Origin of the sequence: Streptomyces sp. NPDC102270 (genome assembly GCF_044766405.1) — a bacterium.
GTDB lineage: Bacteria > Actinomycetota > Actinomycetes > Streptomycetales > Streptomycetaceae > Streptomyces.
In genome coordinates, this window is the sequence record NZ_JBIWLX010000020.1 from 60,146 (window position 1) to 73,291 (window position 13,146).

A 13,146-nucleotide genomic window follows, 5' to 3' on the forward strand; every position below is an offset into this window, starting at 1 on the left:
GTCTCGCGGGGCGGTGGTCTGTCACCCCAGGTAGGCGGGGGCGACCGCAGAGGTCATCAGGCGGCGGGCCGTGCCGGTGCCGTCGGCGGGGACGGTCCACAGGTCGGAGCCGTAGTCGCCGGGGAGGGCGTAGACGAGGGTGTCGTCGTCGGACCACAGTGCCTGGTCGTCGATGTCGCGCGACTCGGCGGCCGCGGTCTCCGTCATGGTGCGCAGGTTCAGGACGTACAGGCGCCAAGGGGCGTCGGGAGAAGCTCCCTCGACGCGCTTCTTGTAGGCGACGCGGGTGCCGTCCGGCGAGAGGGAAGGGCATTCGACGTTGCGGTGCAGGGTGGTGAGAGTGCGCGCGGTGACGTCGCCCCGCACGAGATACGTCCGGCCGCCGGTCGCCAGCGTGGCGTAGAAGTGGTCGTCGTCGGCGAAGGTGACGCCCCAGACGTTGGTGTCGGCGGCATGGTAGGTCCGGCCGTCCTTGACGATGTGGAAGGTCTCCAGGTTGTCGTCGATCGCCCAGGTGCGGGTGTCGACGACGGCCGTACGCGTGGAGAAGTTCGTTCCGGCGTACGAGTCCCCGCTGACGAACACCGTCCAGGCGACCATGCGTCCGGAGGGCGAGACCCGGGCCCGGGTGGGGATGCCGGCCGCCGGGAAGCGGTGGCGTTCGCGCAGGTGCGCGTCGAGCACCACCGCGCGGTAGGTGTCCTGCAGCGCGCCGTGCACGGCCTGGAGGCAGATGCCGGTACCGGCGGCCGCGTGGAAGCGCAGGCACTTCACCCCCGAAGCGGTGCGCGGGCCCTCGGGATCGTCGGCGGGAACGGTGGCGATCTCGTCGCGGTGCGGGCCCCAGGCCAGATTGCGGACCAGCAGGCGGCGCCCTGCCGTCGGCCGGAGCGAGACGGTGCCGGCCCGCACGGTCGGGCCGTTCGCCTGCTGCTGGTCCCTCACACCCGAGCGGTGGGCGGCGTACAGCACCGACCCGGTGCCGACCGCGCCGAGCAGCACGACGGCGACAAGGAGGGTCAGCAGACGGGTCGTTCGGGTCATGCGGACACCTCGTCGGTGGTTGCGGGGACCTCGTCCGTACCGCGCAGGACGAACGCGGACACGACGGCGCCGGCGGCCAGTGCGGCCGCGGTGACGGCGAGCGCGGTCCGCCCGCCCCACAGGCTCCAGGCCGCGCCGAAGGCGAGCGAGCAGGTGAACCGGGCCAGCGCCTGCCCGGTGCCCACCAGTGCCTGTCCGGCGCCCTGGTGGCGGGCGGGGACGACGCCGGCCGTGGCGGCGGCGAGCACTCCGTCGGTGGCCGCGTAGAAGGTGCCGTGCAGCACGAGGACGGCGATCACCGCCGGGACGCCGTGCCACGGGGAGAGCACCAGGCCGTAGCCGAGCAGCAGGACACCGTGGCCGGCCAGGAAGAGCCGACGGCGGCTGACGCGGTCGGCCAGCGCGCCGAGCGGCACGGCGAGCAGCAGGAAGAAGGCGGCGGTGCCCAGCGGCAGCAGCGGGAACAGGTGGGCGGGCAGGTCCCCTTCACGCTGGAGCAGCAGATACAGGAAGGAGTCGCTCACGGTGGTGAGGCCGAGCAGGCTCGCGCAGACGGTGAGTCGGCGCAGCTCGGGACGGCGCAGCAGCCCGAGGGCTTCCCGGAGCAACGGCCGCTCCTGCTCCGGCGGTTGTGGGACTGCCGGGGTGATGCGGCCGGGTACGAAGAGCACCAGCACCAGAACGCCGAGTGCGGCGACGCAGCCGCTGACCGCGAAGACCGCGTCGTAACCGTCGACGGTGGCCCGCAGGACGGCGAAGGCGACGATCGGGCCGAGGAGCGCGCCGGTGGTGTCCATGGCACGGTGGACGCCGAACGCCCTTCCTCGGTGGGCGGGTTCGCTCGCCAGCGAGATCATCGCGTCCCGTGGGGCGGTGCGCAGGCCTTTGCCGGTCCGGTCGGCCGCGAGCACGGCGCCGAGCACCGGGAGGGTGTGGGCGAGGAGCAGCAGCGGTTTGCACAGCGCCGACAGCCCGTAGCCGAGGCCCGCCACGACCTTGTGTCGGCGGCCTCCCCGGTCGGCGAGGTGGCCGCCGACCAGCCGGACGAGGGCGCCGACGCCGTTGTTGATGCCGTCGAGGAGGCCGAAGCCGAGCGGCGACAGGCCGAGGCCCGCGACCACGTACAGCGGCAGGACGGCCGTGACCATCTCCGAGGAGACGTCCGTGATCAGGCTGACCGCGCCCAGGGCCAGCACGGTGGAGGGCACGGCGGCCGGCCGCCGCCCCGGACGGGTGCCCGGGACGACGGCGGCCTCGGTGCCGCGGGAGCCCGTGCTCCGGGAGTCCGCGAGGTACACGGGCGTCAGTTCCAGATGCCGGTGATGTCGGAGGCGGAGGCGGCGTTGCCCGCGTGGACGCTCAGACCGGCCAGGTCCTCCACCGTGCGCAGCACGTTGTAGTGGTTGTAGGTGGTGGAGCTGGTGCTGCCGGGGGCGACGTGCTGCCCGTAGAACAGGGTGGGGATGCGGTTGCCGGAGAGCCTGTTGTCCTCGTCGAAGGTGACGGCGAGGATGCTGTTGTGGGTCGTGGCCCAGGTGGCGTAGGCGCCCAGGTTGTTCTTGATCCAGGTGTCGCCCGTGGACACCGAGCAGTCGTGCATGTCGTTGCACAGGTTCGGGACGACGAAGGACACCTTGGGCAGGGTCGTGTAGTCGGTCGGGAACTGCGCGAAGGTCTTCGCGGTGCTGGTCGGCACGTTGGAGAAGCCGAACCACGGGTTGTGCTTCTGCGCGTAGTTCCCGCTGCTGCAGGTCGTCGAACCCTGGCTGGGCAGCGACTCGTTGTAGCTCGCCCAGGTCTGGCCCGCGGCGATCAGCTCGGAGGCGAGGTTGGGCTTGTTGAGGGAACCGACCCCGACGCAACTGTCGTCGGTGCGGCCCTGGTTGGAGCCGGAGAACAGCATGTAGTAGTTCGGCTCACTGGGGTGGGTGAGGCCGTAGGACTGGGTGAGGTCGGCGCCACCCGCCTTGAGGGTGTTGTTGAGGTAGGGGGCGCTGGAGCTGCCGATGACCTGCGAGTAGGCGTGGTTCTCCAGCACCACGACCACGACGTGGTCGGGGGTGGGGAGAGCGGCTGCCTCGGCGGTGGAGGCGGTTGCGGCCCACACGCCGATCGAGGTGGCGGTGAGGGCGAGGGCTCCGGCGAGTGCGGAGAGGGAACGTCGGTTGCGCTGCGGTGCCTTGACGGCGGCCATGACTGTCCTCCGGACAGAGGTGACGGACGTTCGGGGAAGCGGCGCCGCCACCCTAGAAGCCTTGGGCCGGGTCCGCGTGAAGGCCGGGCGAACCGTGGGTTCCTCCGGGCAAAGATCACCCCATGCACAGGTCACGCATGGCAAAGCGCAAGTCAAGCACGTGTCATGGAGCGGCGGTCCTGCGGGACTTCATCCGTCGCCGTCCACGATGCAGAACTCGTTCGCCTCGGGGTCGGCGAGCACGAGATGGTCCGCGTACCGGTCCCTGACCCTCGCACCCCAGCCGACGAGCCGCTCGGCCTCCGCTTCCCTGTTCGTGGCGGAAAGGTCCAGGTGAACCCGATTCTTGCACCCCTTGCCCTCCGGCACCACCTGGAACCAGAGCCGGGGCCCGCCCCGCGAGGACTCCACCAGCACGCTCGGATCGTCCTCGACGTCCGTGACCCCGAGGGCCCTCAGCCGGGCCAACTCCTCGTCGTCGTAGGGCGCGATCGAGTAGCCGTCCATCGCGGCGGCCCAGAACCGGGCCGTGGCGGCGGGGTGAACACAGTCGAAGACGATGTCCCGCAGTCGGGCCATGGGTACCCTCCTGTCAGAGTTCCGTCCGGTCGGCCTATCGGAGTTCGGTCCGGAACGCGGCCGGCGTCATGTCGGTGTGCTGATGGAAGAACTTGGAGAAGTTCGCGGCGTCGGGAAAGCCCACCGCCGCCCCCACCCGCCCGATCGGCAGGTCCGTGTGGGCGAGCAGCCGCTTCGCCTCCAGTACGACCCGCTTGTCGATGAACCCCTTGGGGGTCTCCCCCGTCGCGGCGCGCACCGCGCGCACGAGGGTCCGGCGGGAGTAGCCCAGCGCGTCGGCGTACGCGCTGACACTGTGGTTGGTGGCGAAGCCCTTCTCCACCGCGTCCCGGAACAGGGTGAACGTCGACTCGGCCCGCCGCCCGGCCTCCGCCGAGCTCGCCGCGAGGTGGGCCAGCCGCAGCAGGAACGCCGTCAACGAGTGCCGCAGGACCGAGGTGTGCAGGCTCAGCGGGAGCGTCGAGGAGTCCTCGTACTCCCGCTGAAGCTGGGTCAGCGAGGCCTTCAGACCCGCCAACTGGGCGCCGGAGGGCCGCAACTGCGGCGGCAGGTCGTAGCGGTAGAGCCCCGTCGCCTCGACCGTCGCACGCGGCAGAAAGCCCGGTTGCATGGTCAGGACGGTTCCGCGGTACTCGCTCGTCGGTGAGAAGCGGTGGACCTGGCCCGGGCGGATCCACAACAGGTCGCCCGCCGTCGCCTCGTACTCGGCGAAGTCGATCATGTGGCGCACGGGACCGCCGTCGAAGAGCATCACGACATGGAAGTCGATGCGGTGGACGCGCTCCAACGGGGCATCCGCGTGCCAGGTGCGCCCTGCTCCCATCGGGCCGACCTGCATGCCGACTCCGCACACACTCAGTTCGCTGGGGAAGGGGAACGTTCTGATCCCGTCCACTGTGCCGTCACCGTCTCCGCCTTGGACGGAGGCTTGGGGGGTTCTGTCCGCCATGTCGTGCTCGTGCCGCCTGCCTGGAGCGTTCCGTGTCCCACTTTCACCACAGGCTGACACACCGCGACCTTCCACCGTAAAAGTCTGACTTTTAAGTTTGAACACGTCAGACCAGCCATCCCGCTCCGATCGAGGACTTCTTGAAGATGAGCACGCAGACACCGGACAGCTTCGAATGGACCGAACTCGACCGGCGTGCCGTCGACACCGCCCGCCTCTTGGCGGCGGATGCCGTGCAGCAGGTCGGGAACGGCCACCCGGGCACCGCGATGGCCCTGGCCCCCGCGGCGTACACGATCTTTCAGAAGGTGATGCGTCACGACCCGGCCGATCCCGAGTGGACCGGCCGTGACCGCTTCGTCCTCTCCCCCGGGCACACCTCGCTGACGCTCTACACCCAGCTCTACCTCTCCGGGTACGAGCTGGAGCTGGACGACCTGAAGGCCTTCCGCACCCACGGCTCCAAGACGCCCGGTCACCCCGAGTACGGGCACACCGCCGGCGTCGAGACCACGACCGGGCCGCTCGGCCAGGGTGTCGCCAACGCCGTCGGCATGGCGATGGCCGCCCGCTACGAGCGCGGCCTCTTCGACCCCGAGGCCCCCGAGGGCGAGTCCCCCTTCGACCACACCATCTGGGGGATCGTCTCCGACGGCGACCTGGAGGAGGGCATCTCCGCCGAGGCCTCCTCCCTCGCCGGCCACCAGAAGCTCGGCAACCTGGTCTTCGTCTACGACGACAACCACATCTCCATCGAGGGCGACACCGCCACCGCGTTCTCCGAGGACGTGCTGAAGCGGTACGAGGCCTACGGCTGGCACACCCAGCGCATCGAGCCCGGCGCCGACGGCGACATCGACGTCCAGGCCCTGTACGCGGCTCTGAAGGCGGCGCAGGCAGAGACCGGGCGTCCCTCGATCATCGCGATGCGCACGATCATCGCCTGGCCCGCCCCGAACGCCCAGAACACCGAGGCCGCCCACGGCTCCGCGCTCGGCGCCGACGAGGTCGCCGCGACCAAGCGGGTCCTCGGTTTCGACCCGGAGAAGAGCTTCGAGGTCCCGGACGAGGTCATCCGTCACACCCGTCTGGCCCTGGACCGGGGCGCCGAGGCGCACGCGGCCTGGGACAAGCAGATCTCCGTGTGGCGCGGTGAGCAGCCCGAGCGGGCCGAACTCTTCGACCGGATCGTCGCCGGCCAGCTCCCCGAGGGCTGGGAGTCCGCGATCCCGGTCTTCGAGGAGGGCTCCTCCGTCGCCACCCGTGCCGCCTCCGGCAAGGTCCTGCAGGCGCTGGGCCCGGTGCTCCCCGAGCTGTGGGGCGGTTCCGCCGACCTCGCCGGCTCGAACAACACCACCATCGACAAGACCAGCTCCTTCCTGCCGAAGGGCAACGCGCTCCCGGAGGCCGACCCGTACGGCCGTACCGTCCACTTCGGTATTCGCGAGCACTCGATGGCAGCCGAGATGAACGGCATCGCGCTGCACGGCAACACGCGGATCTACGGCGGCACCTTCCTGGTGTTCTCCGACTACATGCGCAACGCGGTGCGCCTGTCCGCCCTGATGCAGCTGCCCGTGACCTACGTCTGGACGCACGACTCCATCGGCCTCGGCGAGGACGGCCCGACCCACCAGCCGGTCGAGCACCTCGCCTCGCTGCGCGCCATCCCGGGCCTGAACGTGGTCCGCCCGGCCGACGCCAACGAGACCGCGACCGCCTGGGCCGAGATCCTCAAGCGGCACGCCACCGACCCGGCCCCGCACGGTCTCGCACTCACCCGCCAGGGTGTGCCGACGTACGCCCCGAACCCGGACGCGGCCAAGGGCGGGTACGTGCTCCGGGACTCCTCCACGGAGGTTCCCGACGTCGTCCTCATCGCCACCGGCTCCGAGGTCCAGCTCGCCGTCGCCGCGCGGGAGCAGCTGGAGGCGGACGGGGTGGGTACCCGGGTGGTGTCGATGCCGTCCGTGGAGTGGTTCGAGGAGCAGCCGCAGGAGTACCGGGAGAGCGTCCTTCCGCCGTCCGTGCGAGCCCGCGTCGCAATCGAGGCCGGTATCGGTCTCACGTGGTACCGCTTCACAGGTGACGCAGGACGCATCGTCTCCCTCGAACACTTCGGCGCCTCCGCCGATGCGAAGGTCCTGTTCGCCGAGTTCGGCTTCACCGCCGAGAACGTCGTCGCGGCCGCCAGGGAATCCCTCGCCGCCGCGCGTGGTTGATCCGACCGCCAGAAAGAAGATGATCACTGTGACCGAAGCGACCGCGACCGCGGGAGCACTCAAGCGCCTGTCCGACGAAGGCGTCTCCATCTGGCTGGACGACCTGTCACGCAAGCGGATCGAGTCGGGCAACCTCGCCGAACTCGTCGCCACGAAGCACGTCGTCGGCGTCACCACCAACCCGTCCATCTTCCAGGCCGCCATCGGCTCCGGAGCGGGGTACGAGGAGCAGCTGAGCGACCTCGCCACCCGGGGCGTGACGGTCGACGAGGCCGTACGGATGATGACCACGGCCGACGTCCGCGCCGCCGCCGACGTGCTGCGTCCGGTGTACGACGCCACCGGCGGCCGGGACGGCCGGGTCTCCATCGAGGTCGACCCGCGCCTCGCCCACAACACGGCGGCGACGATCGCCGAGGCCAAGCAGCTCGCCTGGCTCGTGGACCGCCCGAACGTCATGATCAAGATTCCCGCGACGAAGGCGGGTCTCCCCGCCATCACCGAGGTCATCGGCCTCGGGATCAGCGTCAACGTCACGCTGATCTTCTCCCTGGAGCGCTACCGCGAGGTGATGGACGCCTACCTGGCCGGTCTGGAGAAGGCCGCGAAGAAGGGGCTCGACCTCTCGGCCATCCACTCCGTCGCCTCCTTCTTCGTCTCCCGCGTCGACTCCGAGATCGACAAGCGGCTGACGGTTCTCGGCACGGACGCGGCCCTCGCGCTCAAGGGGAAGGCCGCGCTCGCCAACGCGCGGCTCGCCTACCAGGCGTACGAAGAGGTCTTCGCGGGTCCGCGCTGGACCTCGCTCGGCGGCGCCCGCGCCACCAAGCAGCGCCCGCTGTGGGCCTCGACCGGCGTGAAGGACCCGTCCTACAAGGACACCCTCTACGTCGACGACCTGGTCGCGCCCGGCACGGTCAACACCATGCCGGAGGCCACGCTGAACGCCACCGCCGACCACGGCGCGATCACCGGCGACACGGTGAGCGGCCGTTACGCTCAGGCCCGCGCCGACCTGGCCGCCGTGGAGGCGCTGGGGATCTCCTACGACGAGGTCGTGCGGCAGCTGGAGGACGAGGGTGTCGCCAAGTTCGAGGCCGCCTGGCAGGAGCTGCTGGACGCCGTCACCAAGTCGCTGAACAGCAAGGGAGTGGACGCGGAATGACCATCACCGCCGACTGGGACAACCCCCTGCGCGACGAGCGCGACCGGCGCCTGCCGCGGATCGCCGGGCCCTCCGGGCTCGTCATCTTCGGGGTCACCGGCGACCTGTCCCGCAAGAAGCTGATGCCGGCCGTCTACGACCTCGCCAACCGCGGCATGCTCCCGCCGGGCTTCTCGCTCGTCGGGTTCGCCCGCCGGGACTGGGAGGACGAGGACTTCGCGCAGATCGTGCACGACTCCGTGCGCGAGCACGCGCGGACCGAGTTCCGTGAGGAGGTCTGGCAGCAGCTCGCCGAGGGAATGCGGTTCATCCCGGGCGACTTCGACGACGACACGGCGTTCGAGCAGCTGCGCCAGACCGTCGAGGACCTCGACAAGGTGCGCGGCACGAGCGGCAACTACGCCTTCTACCTGTCCGTACCGCCGAAGTTCTTCCCCAAGGTCGTCCAGCAGCTCAAGAAGCACGGTCTTGCGAACGCGCCCGAGGGGTCCTGGCGGCGGGCGGTGATCGAGAAGCCGTTCGGCCGCGACCTGAAGAGCGCCCGCGAGCTCAACGCCCTCGTGCACGACGTGTTCGAGCCGGACCAGGTCTTCCGCATCGACCACTACCTGGGCAAGGAGACCGTCCAGAACATCCTGGCACTGCGCTTCGCCAACCAGATGTACGAGCCGATCTGGAACCGGTCGTTCGTCGACCACATCCAGATCACGATGGCCGAGGACATCGGCATCGGCGGCCGGGCCGGGTACTACGACGGCATCGGCGCCGCCCGTGACGTCATCCAGAACCACCTGCTCCAGCTGATGGCGCTGACCGCCATGGAGGAGCCGGCCGCCTTCGACGCCGAGTCGCTGCTCACCGAGAAGCTGAAGGTCCTCAGGGCCGTGAAGCTGCCGGAGGACATCGGCGCGCACGCCGTGCGCGGGCAGTACGCGGGTGGCTGGCAGGGCGGCGAGAAGGTGCTCGGCTATCTGGAGGAGGAGGGCATCGACCCGGCCTCCACGACGGACACGTACGCGGCCGTCAGGCTGAACGTCGACAACCGCCGCTGGGCGGGCGTGCCCTTCTACCTGCGCACCGGCAAGCGGCTGGGCCGCCGGGTCACCGAGATCGCGGTCGTCTTCCAGACGGCCCCGCACTCGCCCTTCGACTCCACCGCCACCGAGGAGCTCGGCTCCAACGCCATCGTCATCCGGGTGCAGCCGGACGAGGGCATGACCGTCCGGTTCGGGTCGAAGGTGCCGGGCACCTCGATGGAGATCCGGGACGTGACGATGGACTTCGCCTACGGCGAGTCGTTCACCGAGTCCAGCCCGGAGGCCTACGAGCGGCTCATCCTGGACGTCCTTCTCGGGGACGCCAACCTGTTCCCGCGTCACCAGGAAGTGGAAGAGTCCTGGAAGATCCTCGACCCGATCGAGGAGCACTGGGCGAACCACGGCCGTCCGGCGCAGTACGCGTCGGGTACCTGGGGACCCGAGGAAGCCGACGAGATGCTCGCACGAGACGGACGGAGCTGGCGCAGGCCATGAAGATCGACCTGACCGACACCACGGCAAGCAAGATCAACAAGGCGCTGGTGCAGGGTCGCCGCGCCATCGGAACCCCCGCGGTGGGCATGGTCCTGACGATGGTGATCGTCACGGACGAGGAGAACGCCTACGACGCGATCAAGGCGGCCGAGGAGGCCTCGCACGAGCACCCCTCGCGCACCCTGGTCGTCATCAAGCGGCACGCCCGCACCCCCCGCGACCGCACCAACTCGCACCTCGACGCCGAGGTCCGGGTGGGCGCCGACGCCGGCACCGGCGAGACGGTCGTCCTGCGGACCTACGGCGAGGTCTCCGACCACGCCGACTCCGTCGTGCTGCCGCTGCTGCTGCCGGACGCCCCGGTCGTCGTGTGGTGGCCGGTGGAGGCGCCGCAGAACCCCGCGAAGGACCCGCTGGGCGCGCTGGCCCAGCGCCGGATCACCGACCTGTACGCGGTGGAGCACCCGATGCAGGTGCTGGAGACCCGGGTCCGCTCCTACGCGCCGGGCGACACCGACCTCGCCTGGACCCGGCTGACCCCGTGGCGCTCGATGCTCGCGGCGGCCCTCGACCAGGCCCGCGCCGAGATCATCTCCGGGGCCGTGGAGGCCGAGGCCGACAACCCGGCCGCCGAACTGCTCGCGCGCTGGCTGGAGGCGCGGCTGAAGGTGCGGATCGACCGCGTGGTCACCGACGGTCCGGTCGTCACGGCCGTCCGTCTGGCCACCGCCAACGGCGAGATCGTCATCGACCGTCCCGAGGGCCCGCTGGCCACGCTGTCCCTGCCGGGTCAGCCCCCCCGGACCCTCGCGCTGAAGGTCCGCACCACCTCCGAACTCATCGCCGAGGAGCTCCGCCGCCTCGACGCCGACGAGATGTACGCCGTCGCCCTGCAGGGCGAGGCCACCGAGGAGACCCCTGCTCATGTCTGACTCCCCTCTTTTGACGCGTCGCCCCGAGTGGACGGCCCTGGAGGATCACCGGACCGAACAGCACGCGCATCTGCGTGAGCTGTTCGCCGAGGACCCGGGCCGCGCGGAGCGGTACGTGGTGCGCGTGGGCGATCTGCGCATCGACTACTCCAAGCACCTGATCACCGACGAGACGCTGACCCTGCTCCAGGAACTGGCCGCCGCCACCGATGTGTTCGGGCTCCGCGACGCCATGTTCCGCGGCGAGCGGATCAACCTCACCGAGGACCGGGCGGTACTGCACACCGCGCTGCGCGCCCCCGCGGGCGCGGTCGTCGAGGTCGACGGCGAGAACGTCGTGCCCCGTGTGCACGCCGTCCTCGACAGGATGAGCGACTTCGCGAACCGGGTCCGCTCCGGCGAGTGGACCGGTCACACCGGCAAGCGGATCAAGAACGTCGTCAACATCGGCATCGGCGGCTCCGACCTCGGCCCCGCCATGGCCTACGAGGCCCTGCGCCCCTACACGGCACGGGAGTTGACCTTCCGTTTTGTCTCCAACGTGGACGGCGCCGACCTGCACGAGGCCGTGCGGGACCTGGATCCGGCGGAGACCCTGTTCATCGTCGCGTCCAAGACCTTCACCACGATCGAGACGATCACGAACGCCACGTCGGCCCGCACCTGGCTGCTCGACGGCCCGGCGGGTCTGCGCGACGACAAGGCCGTCGCCAAGCACTTCGTCGCGCTGTCGACGAACGCCGAGAAGGTCACGGACTTCGGCATCGACCCGGACAACATGTTCGAGTTCTGGGACTGGGTCGGCGGCCGCTACTCCTTCGACTCGGCGATCGGTCTCTCCCTGATGATCGCCATCGGCCCGGACCGCTTCCGGGAGATGCTCGACGGGTTCCGGATCGTCGACGAGCACTTCCAGAACGCGCCCGCCGAGGCCAACGCACCGCTGATCCTGGGCCTGTTGGGCATCTGGTACGGCAACTTCCACGACGCCCAGTCGCACGCCGTTCTGCCCTACTCGCACTACCTGTCGAAGTTCACCGCCTATCTGCAGCAGCTGGACATGGAGTCCAACGGCAAGTCGGTGGACCGGGACGGCAACCCGGTTCAGTGGCAGACCGGACCGGTGGTGTGGGGCACGCCCGGCACCAACGGGCAGCACGCCTACTACCAGTTGATCCACCAGGGCACCAAGGTCATCCCGGCCGACCTCATCGGCTTCGCCCGCCCGATCGACGAGCTGAGCGACGAACTCAAGGCGCAGCACGACCTGTTGATGGCCAACCTGTTCGCGCAGGGACAGGCGCTCGCCTTCGGCAAGACCGCCGAGGAGGTGCGCACGGAGGGCGTGGCCGAGGAGCAGGTGGCCCACCGCACCTTCCAGGGCAACCACCCCACGACCACGATCCTGGCCAAGGAGCTCACCCCCTCCGTGCTCGGCCAGCTCATCGCCCTCTACGAGCACAAGGTGTTCGTGCAAGGCGCGGTCTGGAACATCGACTCCTTCGACCAGTGGGGCGTCGAGCTCGGCAAGGTCCTCGCCAAGCGCGTCGAGCCCGCCCTGACCGAGGGTGCGGACGTCCCCGGTCTCGACCCCTCCACCACCGCCCTGGTGGCCGCCTACCGTGAACTGAAGGAAGTGCTCTGACATGCAGTTGGGACTGATCGGCCTCGGCAAGATGGGCGGCAACATGCGCGAGCGCGTCCGCCGCGCCGGCCACACCGTGGTCGGCTACGACCGCAACCCCGAAGTGTCCGACGTGGCGAGTCTGTCCGAGCTGGTCGACAAGCTCGAGGCGCCGCGCACGGTGTGGGTGATGGTCCCGGCCGGCGCCGCCACCCAGTCCGTCGTGGACGAGCTCGGCGACCTCCTCTCCCCCGGTGACACCGTGGTCGACGGCGGCAACTCCCGCTGGAGCGACGACGAGAAGCACGCCGAGGAGCTGGGCGCCAAGGGCATCGGCTTCGTGGACGCCGGTGTCTCCGGCGGCGTGTGGGGCCTCCAGAACGGCTACGCGCTGATGGTCGGCGGCGACAAGGAGCACGTGGACCGGCTCCAGCCGATCTTCCACGCGCTCAAGCCCGAGGGGCCGTACGGCTATGTCCACGCGGGCAAGGTCGGGGCCGGGCACTTCTCCAAGATGGTCCACAACGGCATCGAGTACGCCATGATGCAGGCCTATGCCGAGGGCTGGGAGCTCCTGGAGAAGGTCGAGTCGGTGGACAGCGTGCGAGAGGTGTTCCGCTCCTGGCAGGAGGGGACCGTCATCCGCTCCTGGCTGCTCGACCTCGCGGTCAACGCCCTCGACGACGACGAGCACCTGGACAAGCTCAAGGGCTACGCGGAGGACTCCGGCGAGGGCCGCTGGACCGTGGAGGCGGCCATCAACAACGCGGTGCCGCTGCCCACGATCACCGCCTCGCTGTTCGCGCGGTTCGCGTCCCGCCAGGACGACTCCCCGCAGATGAAGATGGTCGCGGCACTGCGCAACCAGTTCGGCGGGCACGCCGTCGAAGCGAAGAAGTAGGCGC

At 70.1% G+C, this 13,146-nt stretch carries 11 protein-coding genes; 6 read left to right on the forward strand and 5 right to left on the reverse strand.

The window, feature by feature from the left end; all coding sequences use genetic code 11:
- Window positions 1-21 precede the first annotated feature (21 nt).
- The 5 genes from ACIRP7_RS35355 to ACIRP7_RS35375 all read right to left on the reverse strand — a co-directional run bounded on the left by ACIRP7_RS35355 (window position 22) and on the right by ACIRP7_RS35375 (window position 4,766).
- Window positions 22-1,044 carry a TolB family protein gene (locus ACIRP7_RS35355; protein WP_403667918.1) on the reverse strand — a complete coding sequence of 341 codons (1,023 nt, stop codon included), beginning with the start codon at window positions 1,042-1,044 and terminating at the stop codon, window positions 22-24.
- Complete coding sequence (locus ACIRP7_RS35360; RefSeq protein WP_403667921.1) at window positions 1,041-2,342, reverse strand: MFS transporter; 1,302 nt, start codon at window positions 2,340-2,342, stop codon at window positions 1,041-1,043. Before ACIRP7_RS35360 ends, ACIRP7_RS35355 begins: the two co-directional genes overlap by 4 nt.
- 5 nt (window positions 2,343-2,347) lie before the next feature.
- Window positions 2,348-3,238, reverse strand: a complete 891-nt coding sequence (locus ACIRP7_RS35365; protein WP_403667923.1) for an alkaline phosphatase family protein — start codon at window positions 3,236-3,238, stop codon at window positions 2,348-2,350.
- 189 nt (window positions 3,239-3,427) lie between these two features.
- Window positions 3,428-3,817, reverse strand: coding sequence for a VOC family protein (locus ACIRP7_RS35370; protein ID WP_403667926.1), 390 nt, complete (start codon window positions 3,815-3,817; stop codon window positions 3,428-3,430).
- 34 nt (window positions 3,818-3,851) lie between these two features.
- Window positions 3,852-4,766 (reverse strand): helix-turn-helix domain-containing protein, encoded by a 915-nt coding sequence (locus tag ACIRP7_RS35375; RefSeq protein ID WP_403667929.1) that lies wholly within the window; start codon window positions 4,764-4,766, stop codon window positions 3,852-3,854.
- A gap of 146 nt (window positions 4,767-4,912) precedes the next feature.
- Here ACIRP7_RS35375 and tkt point away from each other — a divergent pair, with 146 nt between their 5' ends.
- Genes tkt through gnd form a run of 6 tightly spaced genes read left to right on the forward strand, consistent with a single transcriptional unit; the run spans window position 4,913 to window position 13,142 of the window.
- Complete coding sequence (gene tkt / locus ACIRP7_RS35380) at window positions 4,913-6,988, forward strand: transketolase (protein ID WP_403667931.1); 2,076 nt, start codon at window positions 4,913-4,915, stop codon at window positions 6,986-6,988.
- Window positions 6,989-7,007: 19 nt separating this feature from the next.
- Window positions 7,008-8,153: a transaldolase gene (gene tal, locus ACIRP7_RS35385; RefSeq protein WP_403667934.1), complete on the forward strand. Its 1,146-nt coding sequence runs from the start codon at window positions 7,008-7,010 to the stop codon at window positions 8,151-8,153.
- On the forward strand, window positions 8,150-9,685 hold the full coding sequence (gene zwf, locus ACIRP7_RS35390) for a glucose-6-phosphate dehydrogenase (RefSeq protein WP_403667937.1): 1,536 nt from the start codon (window positions 8,150-8,152) through the stop codon (window positions 9,683-9,685). Before tal ends, zwf begins: the two co-directional genes overlap by 4 nt.
- The gene (opcA, locus tag ACIRP7_RS35395) at window positions 9,682-10,617 is read left to right on the forward strand and encodes a glucose-6-phosphate dehydrogenase assembly protein OpcA (protein WP_403667940.1); all 936 of its coding nucleotides are present in this window, start codon (window positions 9,682-9,684) and stop codon (window positions 10,615-10,617) included. The genes zwf and opcA overlap by 4 nt, the downstream gene beginning before the upstream one ends.
- Window positions 10,610-12,262: a glucose-6-phosphate isomerase gene (gene pgi / locus ACIRP7_RS35400; protein ID WP_403667943.1), complete on the forward strand. Its 1,653-nt coding sequence runs from the start codon at window positions 10,610-10,612 to the stop codon at window positions 12,260-12,262. Before opcA ends, pgi begins: the two co-directional genes overlap by 8 nt.
- 1 nt (window position 12,263) lies before the next feature.
- Window positions 12,264-13,142, forward strand: a complete 879-nt coding sequence (gnd, locus tag ACIRP7_RS35405; protein WP_403667946.1) for a phosphogluconate dehydrogenase (NAD(+)-dependent, decarboxylating) — start codon at window positions 12,264-12,266, stop codon at window positions 13,140-13,142.
- The last annotated feature ends 4 nt before the right edge of the window (window positions 13,143-13,146 follow it).

Bases quoted from the DNA above. Each gene is read 5' to 3' on its own strand.
- ACIRP7_RS35355 (WP_403667918.1), bottom strand. From the start codon at position 1,044: ATGACCCGAACGACCCGTCTGCTGACCCTCCTTGTCGCCGTCGTGCTG.
- ACIRP7_RS35365 (WP_403667923.1), bottom strand. From the start codon at position 3,238: ATGGCCGCCGTCAAGGCACCGCAGCGCAACCGACGTTCCCTCTCCGCA.
- ACIRP7_RS35370 (WP_403667926.1), bottom strand. From the start codon at position 3,817: ATGGCCCGACTGCGGGACATCGTCTTCGACTGTGTTCACCCCGCCGCC.
- ACIRP7_RS35375 (WP_403667929.1), bottom strand. From the start codon at position 4,766: ATGGCGGACAGAACCCCCCAAGCCTCCGTCCAAGGCGGAGACGGTGAC.
- tkt (WP_403667931.1), top strand. From the start codon at position 4,913: ATGAGCACGCAGACACCGGACAGCTTCGAATGGACCGAACTCGACCGG.
- tal (WP_403667934.1), top strand. From the start codon at position 7,008: ATGATCACTGTGACCGAAGCGACCGCGACCGCGGGAGCACTCAAGCGC.
- zwf (WP_403667937.1), top strand. From the start codon at position 8,150: ATGACCATCACCGCCGACTGGGACAACCCCCTGCGCGACGAGCGCGAC.
- opcA (WP_403667940.1), top strand. From the start codon at position 9,682: ATGAAGATCGACCTGACCGACACCACGGCAAGCAAGATCAACAAGGCG.
- pgi (WP_403667943.1), top strand. From the start codon at position 10,610: ATGTCTGACTCCCCTCTTTTGACGCGTCGCCCCGAGTGGACGGCCCTG.
- gnd (WP_403667946.1), top strand. From the start codon at position 12,264: ATGCAGTTGGGACTGATCGGCCTCGGCAAGATGGGCGGCAACATGCGC.